We start from the raw sequence: 14,401 nt of genomic DNA, 5'->3' as shown, positions 1-14,401 counted from the left end.
AGGCCCTCGCCACTTACATCACGCCACGCTGTTCACAACGTCCCTGGGAATTACAGCTAGCTCCCGCGGTAGGTGGAGTACGCGAACGGGCTCAGGAGCAGCGGCACGTGGTAGTGCTCGGGGCCGGTCACTTCGAAAACCAGGTCCACCTCGGGGAAGAACGTGGCGGTCTGCTGCGCTGCGTAGTACGTCCCGGTGGCGAAGTTCAGTTTGTAGTGGCCGGGTTCGAGCTGCTCGGGGCCCAGGTCTTTCGCCCGGCCGTCGGCGTCGGTGCTGGAGGCCGCCAGCTCGCGCCAGGTGCCGGCGTCGTTCTTTGAAAGGACGACGGCGACCCCCGCCGCCGGGCGTCCGGCGCCGGTGTCGAGGATGTGGGTGGTGACGTGGGAAACGCTCATTCGGTGATCAGTCCTTCAAGCCGCAGCACGGCAATTTCGCGCAGCTGCTGGGCCACGATGGTGTCTTCTTCTTCCGGGGAGTTGGTGAGCCGCTGGTTCAGGGACTGGAGGATTTCCGGCGCAGTGCGTCCGGCGGCCCGGATCAGGAAGACCCGGCCGAACTTTTCCTCGTACTCCCGGTTCCCTTTGGCAAGGGCCTCGGCGGCGGCAGTATCCGCCGGGTCCACGCCGGCCTGCTCGGAGCGGGACATGGAAGCCTCGGTGCCGGCCGTCGTCGGCCGTTCCCCGATCCGCGGGTGGTGGGCCATGGCGGCCTCAACCTCGGCGGGAGTGAAAGGGTTGGCTGCGTCGGCGGCAAACGCCAGGAGCCCGTCCCGGCTGGCGAACGGCCGGGCGCCCGCCACTGCCTCCACCCACCGGGTGACGTCGATGCAGGGTCGAAGGGTGGCCTGGGCCGCGGCGTGCTCCGCGGTGTTGAATTCGGCAAGCTTCATGCTGGCGTATTCCTTGATGGTCATGCTGGCATCCATGGTGACGGCTATGCGGATGCCGGTTGACCCGGCGCCGATCGTCCGAGCGGCTTCCGCATCATGGAACTGTTATTTCAGCATACGTAATATCTAAGATCAGGGTTCCGCCCGTGTCAAGAGCGTACATCAGCCCTTTGGGCCAGACGGTAGGATCGCGGAAGGGCCCACGGGTCCACGCTGACGATGCTGGGGGCTATAAGGGAACATGGATGGGGCGGCTATGCAGATGCTGACCGATCAGGATGCCGGGCGCGATCCGGGCCTGCGGGCCTACGGACTGCTGCCCTTGGCGCCGGGGGACAGGCCGGGGCTTGCCGACGACGGGGCGCAGGAGGCGCTGGACAACCTGGTGCGCCTGGCGGCCTCCGTGTGCGGGGTGCCGTACAGCGTCGTTAACATCATTACCTCGAGTCAACAGGTCCAGATTGCCGCCACCGGAATTGATGCCGGCGTGTGCTCCCGCGACGACTCCATGTGCGCCGTGGTGTTTCTGGACCACGCCACCACGGTGGTCCGCGATGCGTCCCGGGACCCCCGGTTTGCGGAAAACCCGTTTGTGACCGGGGATATTGCCGCCGTCCGCTTCTACGCATCCGTGCCGCTGGAAACGTCCTCGGGCCTGGTCCTTGGCTCGTTGTGCGTCTTCTCCAACGAGCCCGAGGTCCCCGCGACGGAACAGATCGAACTGCTGGAAGTGCTGGCCCACCAGGTGGTGGAGCTGCTGGAACTGCAGCACCGCACCCTCCAGCTCAACGACGCCCTGGTCAAACTCCGGCGCAGCAACGATCTGCTCTCCGAATTCGCCGGCCGGGTCAGCCACGACCTCCGCACCCCGCTGACCACCATCCTGGGATACGTGGAGCTCGCGCAGGACGACCCCGGAATCCCACCGTCACATCCGGCCGCCGAATACCTGGACCTGATCGGTACCGGAGGGCGGCGCATGCTGGGCACCTTGGAAGAGGTGCTGGCCTACGCCAAGGCCGACGGCGAAATCCGGCCCGAACGGGTATCCCTGCTGGCCGTCACCGCTGAGGCCGCGCAGGACCTGGGCGTGGACCTGGGGTACGGCAGCGGCATCTCCTGCGAGGATGCTGAACTGTATGCGGACCGGGCCCAGTTGCGGACGCTGCTGCAGAACCTGTTGGCGAATTCCCTGAACTACGGCCGCGCCGACCGGCAGCTCCGGGTATCCGTTGGCGCCGACTACGGACTCCAGGGCGTCACCGTCACCGTCGCGGACAACGGCAAGGGAATCCGGCCGGCGGACCGGGAACGTGCCGTGCAGCCGTTGGTCCGCCTGAACCGGCCCGGCGACGGGCCCGGGACCGGCCTGGGGCTGGCCACGTCCTGGCGGATCGCCGAGGCGCACGGCGGCGAACTGGCCATCGATGACACCCCGGGCGGGGGCGCCACGGTCTCGGTCCTGTTCCCGGCCCAGGCGCAGCCGGCCGGCTCCTAGTCCTGGGAGGACGTCCTGGACAGCACCCAGGTGTTGGTGCCGTCCTGGCGTTCGAACGTCACGGTGGTCACCAGCGCCTCGATCAATGCCAGGCCCCGCCCTGATTCCGCATCCTCGTCCGGAGTGGAGGCTTCCATCGGGCCGAAAGGCGGCTTGGCGTAGTAGGCGCTGACGCGGGCCTGCAGCAGCGCCGGCTGCACAGTGGTTTCCACGCCCAGCTCCACGTCCCGCTCACCGGCCGGCTGGGCGTGCTGGACGATGTTGGACGCAGACTCGATCACCGCGGTGGTGAAGGTCATCTGGTCCATGTCGTTGACGAACGGAACGTCCAGCCACAGGCTGTCGAGGTCGTTGTGGACCGCTTCGATGGCATCCTCGGCGGCCGGTCCCCGGAAGGCCCGCGAGGCCAGGATCTCAGTCATTGCCAAACGCCTCATCGGCCGTGGCGTAGGCGGTGAGGACCTTGTCCATGCTGGTCAATTTCAGGACCATGTTCACCTGCGGCTGCACGGCGGCGATCCGGAGGTCGCCGCCGGCCTGGCGCGCCGCCTTCAGGCAGCCGATCAGCGCGCCAAGGCCCGAAGAGTCCATGAACGCGGTGTTTTCCAGGTTCACCACGATCCGGTTCGACCCGCCGGCGATTACGTCGGTGACGAACTCGCGCAGCTTGGGCGCGGAGACCATATTCAGCCGTCCGTCCGCCTTGACCTCCGCGTATGAGTCTTTGACCTCATAACTGAACTCCATCAGGATTCCTCTCTTGTTTCAGGTTCTGTGGCCGGTTCGTACCCCTTGTAGAGCACGGCGCGGACCAGGATGCTCATGACCACCAGGTCAAAAACCACCCAGACGACATTGACCAGGGTCCCCAGCGGCTCCGCCAGCCCGGTGGCCAGGCGGATGATGCCGACGGCGGCGGCGACCGCCAGCAGGATGGACACCACGATCTGGGGCCGGATCAGGCTCCAGCTGGGTCCGCCGCTTTGGCGCGCTTTGGGGGTGACCGCAAACCCCAGGGGACGGCCGAACCATATGTTGCGGGCCGCCGTCGTGCATGCCTTGATCCACGTCGGGAACAGGGCCAGGCTGTACTGCTGGCCGCGCCAGGTGGGGATGCCGCGGCCGGCTACGGCAAACAGCAGCTGGTTGACCACCATGAACGGGATGAACCGGATGAAGAAGTCCCAGCTCAGGCTGCTCACCGGCAGGATGCCCAGCAGCAGGTAGATGATGGGAGCGGCGAAGTAGATGACGGCGGCGAACCCGCTCAGGTACGTCCACATGGTGGCGAAGTACATCAGGCGCTGGCCAAGCTTCAGGCCCTTCTGCACCAGGGGGTTCTCCCGCAGCAGGACCTGGATGGTGCCCTGTGCCCAGCGGAGCCGCTGGGTGAGCATGGTCGCTATGTCCTCCGGCGCCAGGCCATAAGCCAGGATCTCGTGGTGGTAGACGCTCTCCCAGCCCATCGCGTGCATGCGCATGGCGGTGGCCATGTCCTCCGTGACCGAGATGGTGGCCAGCGGCATGACCGGCTGGGCCTCCCCGGTGCGTTCCACGGTCAGGGCATCCAGCACTGCCTGGACTGACTCCAGCGCGCCCAGCGGCGACCAGTCGCGGGCGGACATGCGCTCCACGGCGTCGTCTGCCACCACCGGCACGCCGGACTCGCCCACGTGTGCCAGCTCCATGGCCGCAATCTCTTCGAGGTCGGCCTGCAGCGCTGCGACGTCGGCCTGGACGAGGGTTTGGACCGCGGCGTCCACGCGGCGCCGGACCCGGTAGGTGACCTCGGCCAGGGGCTGGCCGGCGTCCACTTCCTGCTGTGCGTCCCGGGTGGCGGCCTCCACCTCGTCGAGGACCTCAGCCACCAGGGCCGACTCGATGTCCGTGGACTTGCGGGCCTGCCGAATGGCTGCGCGGGACGCGGCCAGGGCGCGCCGGATGCTCTTTTCGGTTTCCTTGACGTATCCCACCAAGCCCAGCTGCATCAGTGCCTCGCGGCGGAGGATGGCGTTGGAGCCGCAGAAGAACGCAGCGTTCCAGCCGTCCTTGCCCTGCTGGATGGGGCCGTAGAACAGGGGCGCCTGGCTGCCCAACGGGTCTGACACGGGAACATTGCTGAAGTATTGGGGAGTCTGGACCAGGGCCACCCGCCGGTTATTGAAATATCCCAGGGTCTTTTCCAGGATGTCCGGCTCAGGGATTTGGTCCGCGTCCAGGATCAGCAGGAACTCGCCGTGGGTGACCATCAGCGCGTTGTTGAGGTTTCCCGCTTTTGCATGGCGGGGGAGGTCCTTGGTCCAGTCCTCGCTGCGGGTGACGTAGCCCAGGCCGTGCTGCTCGCAGAGCGCCTTGAGTTCGGGCCTGGCGCCGTCGTCCAGGATCCAGGTGCTGTGCGGGTGGCGGATCTTCTGTGCCGCCAGGGCCGTGGTGAGGACCATGTCCAGGTCCTCGTTGTACGTGGTGATGAAGACGTCCACGGTGGCATCCTGGGGTGGCTCGGGGGCGCCCTTGCGGATCTTCAGGTTCCACACCGTCATGCCGAAGAGCATGACGTCGATCAGGCTGTAGGTTTCTGCGGCCACCAGCGGCAGCGCGATCCACCACGCGTCCCAGTTCAGCGAGGACATCCAGCGCCAGGCGATGTAGTTCAGGCCCGTCAGGACGGTGAGGACCACCACCAGGCGGGTCCAGAAACGCGTCATGCGGCTGCATCCTCTGCGGGCAGGCGGCGGACCACGACGACGGTGACGTCATCCTCCGCGGTTTCCGCCGGTGCCAGCGCCAGGATGGCGGTGCTGGCTTCCTGGGCCGAGCCGGCGGACTGGGTGGCCGCCTGGACGGCATCGGTGAAGGCCTCCACCGATTCGAAGACGTCCAGGACGCCGTCGCTGACCACCACCAGGGTGTCCCCGGGCGCGAGCTCCAGTTCCGCATGCGGCCACTGCGTCCCCGGCCATGCACCCACCGGAGGTCCGCCGGAGGGGAGGCGTTCGGCCGGCCCGACGGGGTGGATGTGCAGCGCCAGGCCGTGCCCGGCGTCAACGTAGCTGACCTTGCCGGAGGCTGCGTCCAGCCGGGCGTGGAACAGGGTGACGAAGGAGTTGGAGGAGTCCAGGTCCGTGGCAATCGCCTTGCTGGCGGAGGCGAATCCGGCCTCGAGGTCTTGCCGCTGGCCGGTGGAACGCATGACGGCACGGACCGTGGCTGCGATCAGGGCCGCGCCCATGCCCTTGCCCATGGCATCGGCGAACGTCAGGTGGAGGCCCTCCGGCGTCTGGTACCAGTCGTAGAAGTCGCCGCCCACGTTGCGGGAGGGGCGGAAGATGCCGGCTATGTCGTAACCGTCCACCCGGATGGACTCCTTGGGCAACAGGCTCTGCTGCACTTCGGTGGCGCGTTCCAGCTCGCCCCGGGCGGCGGATTCTGCGGCGGCCGAGGGACGGCGCCGGAACAGTGCATTGATGCGGGACTGCAATTCGCGCGGGCTGAAAGGTTTGCTGATGTACTCATCGGCGCCGTTGTCCAGGCCCGTCAGCTTGTCCAGTTCGTCTGCCCTGGCAGTGAGCATCACGATGAAGGCGTCCGAGAATTCCCGCAGGAGCTTGCACACTTCGAGCCCGTCGAGGTCGGGCAGGTTAAGGTCCAGGGTCACGAGGTCGGGCTTGCGGCGGCGCACTTCCTCCACCCCGGGCAGGCCGGCACCGGCGTGGGTGACGTCGAAGCCCTGCTTCGCCAGGACACGGACCAGCAGTCCGCGGATGTCCGGGTCATCTTCGATGACCACCGCACGGCGGGATTCGGAGGGAGAGACCATAGCTCTACTTAACCGTATTAAGCCGCACACAGCATGTCTTATGCTTCACAGTTTCCGGTGACTTGCCTGACATGACGTTTTCCGGCCCGTATCTGCCCGCGCGCGGGCCCGCCACCCAGCAGATCTTGCGGAAATCTTGGCACCTGCTTGCCGGGACGTTGAGGAACCGCGCCCACACTCGAAAGCAGGCAGCAGCTTCCGGGAACCAGGATTCGACGACGACCGCCCGGAGGCTGTCCAGCTTGCGGAAGGCGGGGAAGCCCATGGAAGAGATCAAAAACAAAGGGGCGGGCAGGGCCAGGGCCCTGCTCCGCTTGTACTTCCACTCACGTAAAGTGCGGGCCGCGGCCCGGGAACTGGAGCAGGCCCTTGCCGAATCCCGGGAAGTTTCCAGCTGGCCCGGCGACCGCCTCCCCGTAGGGGAGGAAATGTCCCGGCATGTGGAGGAACTGACCCGGCGGCTCAAGGTGGAGATCGAGGCACACAGCAGGTTCGCAAATCTCTTAAAGACTGCGGGCGGTGGGCATTCCTTAGCGGCGCTGTAGGTGCCAGACTTAGCAGCAATCGATTGGCTGGGGATAGTCAGGAGATTGCAGTGGGCTTGTTGGCAGGCTGGGCGTACCTTTTGGCGGGACTCATGACCATGGATGCGCTGCTGCTGGCGCTGTGGGCCATGGAAGTTGACTGGGGAAAGTACTGGCGCCGGAAATAGCCGCGCTGCCCTGCCTGCCCGGAAACGCCGAACGCCCTTGCATCAAGTGCAGGGGCGTCCGGGGGAATGCTGCAGGAAGTGATGGCGGGTCTAGATGCCGAGGGCTTCCTTCAGGCGGGCCACGTGCCCGTCAGCCTGGACCTGGTACTGGGCCAGGGTGACGTTGCCTTCGGGGTCCACCACAACTGTGGAGCGGACAATCCCTTCGTGGATTTCGCCGTGGACCAGCTTCTCGCCCCAGGCACCGTAAGCCAGGGCGACTGCGTGGTCGGGGTCCGAGAGCAGCGGGAAGGTCAGGGAGAAATCACCGGTGAAACCGGCCAGCGCCTCCTGGGCGTCGGGGGAGACGCCGACTACTTCGTAGCCCTTGCCCTGCAGGGAGGACAGGCTGTCGCGGAAGTCGCAGGCCTCGGTGGTGCAGCCGGGAGTGGCGGCTTTCGGGTAGAAGTACACGATGACGTTCTTGCCACGGTAATCGGCCAACGAGGTCTCGCGGCCCTGGGCGTCCTGGAGGGTGAACTCAGGAGCCGGCGTACCGGGCTGAAGCTTGGTGGTCAGGGTGGGGCTCATGGCGTTCCTTTGTAAGACTGGTCAGTGATGGCCAAACATCCAGTGAAGCGGTTTGCCGCTTGGTGATACAACTCCGGCGTCATATGCAGTATTCCGCCGGACCCCGAACGGTTGCGTGCGGACCGGGAATGAACTGGTAGCCGCCGCCGCGGACGGTGGCCACGGCATGGCGGGCATTGCCCAGTTTCCTGCGGATCCTGCCTACATACACGTCGATGGACCGCGCGGTGGCCCCGGGAAAGGAGAGGGACTCCAGGAACTGTTGCAGTTCCTCCCGGCCCACCGTGCGGGACAGGTGCGTTACCAGGTAGCGCAGCACCTTGTATTCGACGCCCGTCAGGGCTACCGGCGTGCCGTCCAGCAGGACGGTATCGGCCGCGAGGTCCACGGCAACCCGGCTGACGGGGCCGGCCGACGGCGGCAGCAGGGTGCCGCCGTCGGGCGTGGTTGCGCCGGGGTCCTCCGCCGTGGAAGGAACGCGAGAGGAGTCGGCTGCGGCTCCTTCCGCATTGGCGGAGACCCCGGACGTGGGGGCTCCGGCGGCAGGCCAAAGGACTTCCGCCTCCGGAGCAGTCTGCAGGGCTTTGGCAAGGACCATTCGGGCGGCGTGGCGAAGGAGTTCCGGGCTGGTACCTTCAGTCGGAACCACCCAGACGGCCAGGCCATGCGCGGTGGCGCGCCTCGCCGGAATCTGGTGCGCGGCCGCCGGCCGGGGGTAATGGGCTTCCACTGCCATGGCGGGCCCTTATACGCCGCCGCGGCGGATCAGCCTGCCCGTGGGGGTCTGGCCGTCCACTACGGCGCCGCGGAGGAAGGTCTTGCGGACCACGCCGGACAGGGCCTTGCCGTCGTACGGGGTGATGGGGTTCTTGTGCTTGAGCTTGGAGACGTCCACCACGAAGGCGTCATCCGGGGCGAAGACGGCGAAGTCGGCGTCGTAGCCCAGCGCCAGCTGTCCCTTGTTGGTAAGGCGGGCCAGGTTGGCGGGCTTCTCCGCCATCCAGGAGACGACCTGTTCCAGCGGGATGCCGCGGTGGCGTGCCTCGGTCCAGATCAGGGACAGGCCAAGCTGGAGCGAGGAGACGCCGCCCCATGCGACGGCGAAGTCGCCGTTTTCCAAGTCCTTGAGGTCAAGGGTGGAGGGGGAGTGGTCCGAGACGATGCAGTCGATGGTGCCGTCCTGCAGGCCCTGCCAGAGCAACTCGCGGTTGGAGGCCTCGCGGATGGGCGGGCAGCACTTGTACGCGGTGGCGCCGTCCGGGATTTCCTCCGCCATCAGGGTGAGGTAGTGCGGGCAGGTTTCCACGGTGAGCTTCACGCCGTCGCGCTTGGCGGAGGCGATCATGGGCAGCGCGTCCGAGGACGACAGGTGCAGGATGTGCGCACGGGCACCGGTCCAGCGGGCCCGTTCGATGACCTCCGCGATGGCCTTGTTTTCGGCGCCCCGGGGACGCGAGGCCAGGAACGTTTCGTAGTGGTCCCCGCCCGGATGGGGTGCGCGGTCGATGGCGTGCGAGTCCTCGGCGTGGACGATCATGAGCGAGTCGAAGGACTTCAGCTCGGCCATGTCCTCTTCCATTTCATCCGCGTCCAGGTGCGGGAACTCATCCACGCCGGAGTGCAGGAGGAAGCACTTGAAGCCGAAGACGCCTTCGTCGTGCAGGGGGCGGAGATCGGCCTTGTTGCCGGGGATGGCGCCGCCCCAGAATCCGACGTCGATGAACGCCTGGTCCTCGGCCACCTCGCGCTTGAGCTTGAGGTTCTCCACCGTGGTGGTGGGCGGGACGGAGTTCAGCGGCATGTCGATGATGGTGGTGACGCCGCCTGCCGCTGCAGCGCGGGTGGCGGAGGCGAAGCCCTCCCACTCGGTGCGGCCGGGCTCGTTGACATGGACGTGGGTGTCCACCAGGCCGGGAAGCAGGGTCTCGTCGTCGGCGAGTTCGATCACTTCGGTGCCGGCCAGGCCGTTGCCCAGCGGCTCGATCGCAACGATCTTGCCGTTGCGCACCCCCACCTCGCGGGGGGCGATGCCGGCAGTGGTCAGGATGCGCCGTCCCCGGATGACGAGGTCAAAACGTTCTTCAGACACGGAGGTCCTCCTTGGTACTTGCGGCGGCAGGCCTGTTGGCCGCCAGTCCCGCACTGATTTGGGTGCCCAGCTGCTCGAGCAGCGGCCCTGCCTCTGCTATGCACCTGTTTACATCTGATTCGAGCGCCGTCAAAGCATAAATGTCTTCGAATCCGGCGGCGGCCGCCCGCTCCGGACCAAGGGTGGTCCGTCCGCAGACAGCGACGACCGGGACACCCTGGGCCGCGGCTGCCCGGGCGACGCCCATGGGAGTCTTGCCCAGCAGGCTTTGTTCGTCCAGGCTGCCCTCGCCCGTGATCACCAGGTCGGCGCCGGCCAGGCGGTCCGCCAGCCCCGTGAATTCGAGGACGACGTCGATGCCCGGCCGGCGTGTTGCGGCCAGCACGGCAATGGCGGCGTAGCCCACGCCGCCGGCTGCCCCGGCTCCGGGAGCCTCGGCAGCCTTGACGGCGCGGAATCCGATTTCCCTGGCCAGGACTTCGACAAACCTGGCCAGGGCGGCGTCGAGCATGCCGACGTCTTGTTGTGTGGCGCCCTTTTGCGGACCGAACACGGCTGCGGCGCCCTGCGCGCCCAGCAGCGGGTTGTCCACGTCGGACGCCAGCACAAAGCGGGTGTCCACCAGGCGGGGCTCGAAATCGGTGAAGTCGATGCTGTGCAGGTTTGCCAGCGCAGCCCCGCCCGGGGGAAGTTCGTTGTTGCGGCTGTCGAGGAACCTGGCGCCGAGCCCCTGCAGGAGCCCCGCACCGCCGTCGGTATTCGCGCTGCCACCAACGCCCAGCACGATCCGCCGGCAGCCGGCGTCGAGGGCTGCCCGGATGAGCTGGCCGGTGCCAATGCTGGTGGCGGCGGAGGCGTCCGCGGACACCGGACGGCCGCCCTTCCGGACATTCGGGACCAAGGCGAGCCCGGACGCGGTGGCCATTTCGATGACCGCCTCGTGCCCGCGGACCGCGAAGTCCGCTTCCACCGGCTGCCCGGTGGGCCCGGTGACCGTTGCCGTGCGGCGGGTGAAACCGGAGCCGACGGCGGCGTCGAGGGTGCCCTCGCCGCCGTCGGCCACCGGAATCCGGACCACCTCAAGGTTGCCCCCGGCCCCGCGCTGCAGGCCCTTGTCCAGGTGGCTGCACACCTCCGGGGCGGACAGCGATCCCTTGAATTTGTCCGGAGCGATCACGATGCGCATGGTTAGGCCTGCAGGGCCAGGATGGCGGTGGGAGCATCGGCGGCGGACTCGGCCAGTTCCTCGAACTCGTTCACGGCGTTGATTTCCACGCCCATGGAGATGTTGGTGACCTTTTCCAGGATCACTTCCACCACCACGGGAACCTGGAACTCGCCCATGAGCGCCTTGGCCTTGTCGAAGGCGGCAGCGAGGTCGTTGGGATCCTCCACGCGGACGGCCTTGCAGCCCAGCCCTTCGGCCACCTTGAGGTGGTCAACGCCGTAGCCGCGGGTGTCCTCGGACAGGTGCGAGCTGTTGATGTTCTCGAACGCCAGGGACACGTTCTGTTCCATGTTGAAGCCGCGCTGGGACTGGCGGATCAGGCCCAGGTACGAGTTGTTCACCACCACGTGGATGTACGGCAGGTTGAACTGCGCGCCCACGGCCAGTTCCTCGATCATGAACTGGAAGTCGTAGTCGCCGGAGAGCGCCACCACGGTCTGGTCCGGGTTGGAGCGGGCGACGCCGAGCGCTGCCGGGGCGGTCCAGCCCAGCGGGCCTGCCTGGCCGGCGTTGATCCACTTGCGCGGTCCGAAGACGTGCAGCATCTGGGCGCCGGCGATCTGCGACAGGCCGATGGTGGACACGTAGGTGGTGTCGCGGCCGAAGGACTTGTTCATCTCCTCGTACACGCGCTGCGGCTTGATGGGGATGTTCTCGAAGTGCGTCTTGCGGTGCAGGGAGGCCTTGCGGTCCTGGCACTCGGCAACCCAGTCGCTGTAGTCCGGCAGGGACCCGGCAGCAGCCCGTTCCTTGGCGAGCTCAACCAGCCCTGCCAGCGCCGCGCCGGCGTCGGACGCGATGCCCAGGTCCGGCGAGAACACGCGGCCGATCTGCGTGGGCTCGATGTCGATGTGCACGAACTTCCGGCCGGCGGTGTAGGTTTCCAGGCCGCCGGTGTGGCGGTTGGCCCAGCGGTTGCCGATGCCGATCACGAAGTCGCTCCGCAGGTAGTTCTCGTTGCCGTAGCGGTGGCTGGTCTGCAGGCCCACCATGCCGGCCATCAGCTGGTGGTCGTCGGGGATGGTGCCCCAGCCCATCAGGGTGGGGATCACCGGAACGTTGAGGGTCTCGGCCAGTTCCACCAGCTGCGCGGAGGCGCCGGCGTTGATGATGCCGCCGCCGGCCACGATCAGCGGGTGCTTGGCAGCCAGAAGCATGTCCAGGGCCTTTTCCAGCTGCTTGCGGGAGGCCTTGGGCTTTTCGACGGGCAGCGGCTCGTAGGTGTCGATGTCGAACTCGATCTCGGCCATTTGCACGTCGATGGGCAGGTCCAGCAGCACGGGGCCGGGCCGGCCGGAACGCATCAGCTGGAAAGCCTTCTGGAAGGCGCCGGGAACCTGGCCGGGTTCCAGGATGGTCATGGCCATCTTGGTGACGGGCTTGGCGATGGACTCGATGTCCACGGCCTGGAAGTCTTCCTTGTGCAGCTTGGCCACGGGGGCCTGGCCGGTGATGCAGAGCATCGGGATGGAGTCTGCCCAGGCGGCGTACAGGCCGGTGATCATGTCGGTGCCGGCAGGGCCCGAGGTTCCGATGCAGATGCCGATGTTGCCGTCCTTGGCGCGGCTGAAGCCGTCGGCCATGTGGCTGGCGCCTTCAACGTGGCGGGCCAGGGTGTGGCGGATGCCGCCGTGGGCGCGCATGGCGGAGTAGAAGGGGTTGATGGCAGCGCCTGGCAGGCCGAACGCCTCGATGGCGCCTTCCTTTTCCAGGATGGCTACCGCTGCGTCAACGGTACGCATCTTGCTCATGGGGTGCTCCTTGAAAGCTTGAAAGTCTGTTTTTGGGTGTGGTGGGGGAACCGCCGTCGTTGAGGTACGACGGCGGGGTCCCCTGCTGTGTTTCTTAGGCGCCGTGCGCCTGGCCTTACTTCCGGCCGCTGAGCTGCAGGACCTGCTTGAAGAGTCCGGAGTGGTCCAGTGCGCCGTCGCCCTGGTTGACGGTGGCGGCGACGAGCTGGGCGACGACGGCGCCGAGCGGGATGGCGACGTTGGCTTCGCGGGCGGCGGAGGTAACGATGCCCAGGTCCTTGTGGTGCAGGGCCAGGCGGAAGCCGGGGTCGAAGTTGCGGTCCAGCATCTTCTGGCCCTTCTGGTCCAGGACCTTGGAGCCGGCCAGGCCGCCGCCGAGGACCTTGAGCGCGGCGTCAGTGTCCACGCCGTAGGCCTCGAGGAAGGCGATGGCCTCGCCGAGGACCTCAATGTTGACGGCGACTATCAGCTGGTTGGCTGCCTTGACGGTCTGGCCGGAGCCGGAGGGGCCCACGTGGACGATGGTCTTGCCCACTGCGTTCAGGACGTCCTGGGCGTCGTCGAAATCGGCCTTGTCGCCGCCCACCATGATGGAGAGGACGGCGTCGATGGCGCCCTGCTCGCCGCCGGAGACCGGGGCGTCGAGGGGGCGGATGCCCGCTTCCTTGGCTTCGGCGGAGAGGCGGACCGCGACGTCCGGGCGGATGCTGGAGGCATCGATCCACAGGGCGCCCTTCTTCGCGTTGGCGAAGACACCGTCCTTGCCGCTGACGACGCCCTCTACGTCGGGGGAGTCAGGCACCATGGTGATGACGACGTCGGCATCCTTCACGGCGTCGGCGATGCTCGAGGCGCCCGTGCCGCCTTCGGAGACGAGTTTGTCGATCTTGTCCTGGCTGCGGTTGAAGCCGGTGACGGTGTGGCCGGCCTTGACCAGGTTGATGGCCATGGGCAGGCCCATGATTCCGAGTCCGATGACTGCAACGTTGCTCATGATGGTTCTCTTTCTGAAGTCTTTATGGTCTGGCCGGTGTGCGGCAGTGGTCAGCGTGCGGCGTGTTCGCGGATGGCCCAGCTGAAGGCGGTTTCCTGCGGTTCCTTGTACTCGAGGCCGATGTAGCCCTGGTATCCGAGTTCGCGGCTGCGGGCGATCCATTCGCCGAGGGGGAGGGTCCCGGTGCCGGGGGCGCCGCGGCCGGGGTTGTCGGCGATCTGGATGTGGCCGAAGTCCTTGGCATGGTTTTCGATGACGGACTCGACGTCGTCGCCGTTGACGGCCAGGTGGTAGAAATCGGCGAGGAGCTTGACGTTCTCGACGCCGGTTTCCTCCTTGACGCGGGCGATGACCTTGAGTGCGTCGTCGGCGGTGAGGAGCGGGTACTTCGGTGCGCCGCTGACGGGCTCCAGGAGGACGGTGCCGCCGATGCGGGCGACCCCCTGGGCTGCCGCCGCCAGGTTCTTGACGGCGAGTTCGTCCTGCTCTTCAGGGGTGAAGTCATCCTGGCGGTTGCCGTAGAGGGCGTTGAAGGCCTTGCAGCCCAGTCGCTCGCCGATGCCGGCAACGACGTCGATGTTGTCCTTGAACTCGGAGCAGCGTCCCTTCCAGGAGACCAGCCCGCGGTCGCCGCCGGGCATGTTGCCGGCGTTGAAGTTCAGGCCGGTGAGCTGGACGCCGGCATCCGTGATGGCGTTCTCGAACCTGGTGATTTCGCTGTCCGCCGGGACGGAGGTTTCGAAGGGCCACCAGAACTCGACGGCGTCGAAGCCGGCTGCCTTGGCGGCGGCGGGGCGCTCGAGCAGGGGCAGCTCCGTGAGGAGGATGGAGCAGTTCACTGTGTACGTCATCG

15 protein-coding genes are annotated in these 14,401 nt (G+C 67.1%); 2 read left to right on the top strand and 13 right to left on the bottom strand.

The genetic code is table 11. The features are described from left to right. Positions 1-56 precede the first annotated feature (56 nt). Both uraH and uraD read right to left on the bottom strand, forming a co-directional pair. On the bottom strand, positions 57-395 hold the full coding sequence (gene uraH / locus QRN53_RS04160) for a hydroxyisourate hydrolase (protein WP_285242757.1): 339 nt from the start codon (positions 393-395) through the stop codon (positions 57-59). Then, complete coding sequence (gene uraD, locus QRN53_RS04155; RefSeq protein WP_285242767.1) at positions 392-889, bottom strand: 2-oxo-4-hydroxy-4-carboxy-5-ureidoimidazoline decarboxylase; 498 nt, start codon at positions 887-889, stop codon at positions 392-394. The genes uraH and uraD overlap by 4 nt, the downstream gene beginning before the upstream one ends. A gap of 256 nt (positions 890-1,145) precedes the next feature. Here uraD and QRN53_RS04150 point away from each other — a divergent pair, with 256 nt between their 5' ends. Continuing rightward, positions 1,146-2,387, top strand: a complete 1,242-nt coding sequence (locus QRN53_RS04150; protein WP_285242756.1) for a GAF domain-containing sensor histidine kinase — start codon at positions 1,146-1,148, stop codon at positions 2,385-2,387. Here the strand turns inward: QRN53_RS04150 and QRN53_RS04145 are convergent. From QRN53_RS04145 to QRN53_RS04130, 4 genes are read right to left on the bottom strand one after another with little or no spacing between them, the layout of a single operon-like run. Further along, on the bottom strand, positions 2,384-2,809 hold the full coding sequence (locus QRN53_RS04145) for an ATP-binding protein (RefSeq protein WP_285242755.1): 426 nt from the start codon (positions 2,807-2,809) through the stop codon (positions 2,384-2,386). The two genes, QRN53_RS04150 and QRN53_RS04145, sit on opposite strands and share 4 nt — an antisense overlap. Beyond that, positions 2,802-3,134 (bottom strand): STAS domain-containing protein, encoded by a 333-nt coding sequence (locus QRN53_RS04140; RefSeq protein WP_285242754.1) that lies wholly within the window; start codon positions 3,132-3,134, stop codon positions 2,802-2,804. The genes QRN53_RS04145 and QRN53_RS04140 overlap by 8 nt, the downstream gene beginning before the upstream one ends. Next, positions 3,134-5,092 (bottom strand): glycosyltransferase family 2 protein, encoded by a 1,959-nt coding sequence (locus QRN53_RS04135; protein ID WP_285242753.1) that lies wholly within the window; start codon positions 5,090-5,092, stop codon positions 3,134-3,136. The genes QRN53_RS04140 and QRN53_RS04135 overlap by 1 nt, the downstream gene beginning before the upstream one ends. Then, positions 5,089-6,204, bottom strand: coding sequence for a PP2C family protein-serine/threonine phosphatase (locus tag QRN53_RS04130; RefSeq protein WP_285242752.1), 1,116 nt, complete (start codon positions 6,202-6,204; stop codon positions 5,089-5,091). The genes QRN53_RS04135 and QRN53_RS04130 overlap by 4 nt, the downstream gene beginning before the upstream one ends. Positions 6,205-6,467: 263 nt before the next feature. On the opposite strand from QRN53_RS04130, the gene QRN53_RS04125 reads away from it, so the two are divergent. Beyond that, on the top strand, positions 6,468-6,749 hold the full coding sequence (locus QRN53_RS04125) for a hypothetical protein (protein WP_285242751.1): 282 nt from the start codon (positions 6,468-6,470) through the stop codon (positions 6,747-6,749). A gap of 257 nt (positions 6,750-7,006) precedes the next feature. On the opposite strand, the gene bcp is transcribed toward QRN53_RS04125, so the two are convergent. The 7 genes from bcp to QRN53_RS04090 all read right to left on the bottom strand — a co-directional run bounded on the left by bcp (position 7,007) and on the right by QRN53_RS04090 (position 14,399). Continuing rightward, positions 7,007-7,486 carry a thioredoxin-dependent thiol peroxidase gene (gene bcp / locus QRN53_RS04120; protein WP_285242750.1) on the bottom strand — a complete coding sequence of 160 codons (480 nt, stop codon included), beginning with the start codon at positions 7,484-7,486 and terminating at the stop codon, positions 7,007-7,009. Positions 7,487-7,565: 79 nt separating this feature from the next. After that, positions 7,566-8,222, bottom strand: a complete 657-nt coding sequence (locus QRN53_RS04115; protein WP_285242749.1) for a winged helix-turn-helix domain-containing protein — start codon at positions 8,220-8,222, stop codon at positions 7,566-7,568. 9 nt (positions 8,223-8,231) lie between these two features. Then, on the bottom strand, positions 8,232-9,575 hold the full coding sequence (allB, locus tag QRN53_RS04110; protein WP_285242748.1) for an allantoinase AllB: 1,344 nt from the start codon (positions 9,573-9,575) through the stop codon (positions 8,232-8,234). Further along, entirely contained in the window at positions 9,568-10,761 is a 1,194-nt protein-coding gene (locus QRN53_RS04105) for a glycerate kinase (protein WP_285242747.1), read from the bottom strand. Before QRN53_RS04105 ends, allB begins: the two co-directional genes overlap by 8 nt. A gap of 2 nt (positions 10,762-10,763) precedes the next feature. After that, positions 10,764-12,554 (bottom strand): glyoxylate carboligase, encoded by a 1,791-nt coding sequence (gene gcl, locus QRN53_RS04100; protein ID WP_285242746.1) that lies wholly within the window; start codon positions 12,552-12,554, stop codon positions 10,764-10,766. A 115-nt stretch (positions 12,555-12,669) separates the two neighbouring features. Beyond that, a complete protein-coding gene (locus QRN53_RS04095) occupies positions 12,670-13,548 on the bottom strand; it encodes a 2-hydroxy-3-oxopropionate reductase (RefSeq protein ID WP_285242745.1) in 879 nt (292 codons plus the stop codon). A 50-nt stretch (positions 13,549-13,598) separates the two neighbouring features. Beyond that, positions 13,599-14,399, bottom strand: coding sequence for a hydroxypyruvate isomerase family protein (locus QRN53_RS04090; RefSeq protein WP_285242744.1), 801 nt, complete (start codon positions 14,397-14,399; stop codon positions 13,599-13,601). Positions 14,400-14,401 lie beyond the last annotated feature (2 nt).

Origin of the sequence: Pseudarthrobacter sp. fls2-241-R2A-127, from assembly GCF_030209355.1 — a bacterium.
Classification (GTDB): domain Bacteria; phylum Actinomycetota; class Actinomycetes; order Actinomycetales; family Micrococcaceae; genus Arthrobacter.
This window is presented reverse-complemented; position numbering and strand designations above follow the sequence as displayed.

Bases quoted from the DNA above. Each gene is read 5' to 3' on its own strand.
- QRN53_RS04135 (WP_285242753.1), bottom strand. From the start codon at position 5,092: ATGACGCGTTTCTGGACCCGCCTGGTGGTGGTCCTCACCGTCCTGACG.
- QRN53_RS04130 (WP_285242752.1), bottom strand. From the start codon at position 6,204: ATGGTCTCTCCCTCCGAATCCCGCCGTGCGGTGGTCATCGAAGATGAC.
- uraD (WP_285242767.1), bottom strand. From the start codon at position 889: ATGAAGCTTGCCGAATTCAACACCGCGGAGCACGCCGCGGCCCAGGCC.
- QRN53_RS04145 (WP_285242755.1), bottom strand. From the start codon at position 2,809: ATGACTGAGATCCTGGCCTCGCGGGCCTTCCGGGGACCGGCCGCCGAG.
- QRN53_RS04095 (WP_285242745.1), bottom strand. From the start codon at position 13,548: ATGAGCAACGTTGCAGTCATCGGACTCGGAATCATGGGCCTGCCCATG.
- bcp (WP_285242750.1), bottom strand. From the start codon at position 7,486: ATGAGCCCCACCCTGACCACCAAGCTTCAGCCCGGTACGCCGGCTCCT.
- QRN53_RS04125 (WP_285242751.1), top strand. From the start codon at position 6,468: ATGGAAGAGATCAAAAACAAAGGGGCGGGCAGGGCCAGGGCCCTGCTC.
- QRN53_RS04090 (WP_285242744.1), bottom strand. From the start codon at position 14,399: ATGACGTACACAGTGAACTGCTCCATCCTCCTCACGGAGCTGCCCCTG.
- QRN53_RS04150 (WP_285242756.1), top strand. From the start codon at position 1,146: ATGCAGATGCTGACCGATCAGGATGCCGGGCGCGATCCGGGCCTGCGG.
- QRN53_RS04105 (WP_285242747.1), bottom strand. From the start codon at position 10,761: ATGCGCATCGTGATCGCTCCGGACAAATTCAAGGGATCGCTGTCCGCC.
- QRN53_RS04115 (WP_285242749.1), bottom strand. From the start codon at position 8,222: ATGGCAGTGGAAGCCCATTACCCCCGGCCGGCGGCCGCGCACCAGATT.
- uraH (WP_285242757.1), bottom strand. From the start codon at position 395: ATGAGCGTTTCCCACGTCACCACCCACATCCTCGACACCGGCGCCGGA.
- gcl (WP_285242746.1), bottom strand. From the start codon at position 12,554: ATGAGCAAGATGCGTACCGTTGACGCAGCGGTAGCCATCCTGGAAAAG.
- QRN53_RS04140 (WP_285242754.1), bottom strand. From the start codon at position 3,134: ATGGAGTTCAGTTATGAGGTCAAAGACTCATACGCGGAGGTCAAGGCG.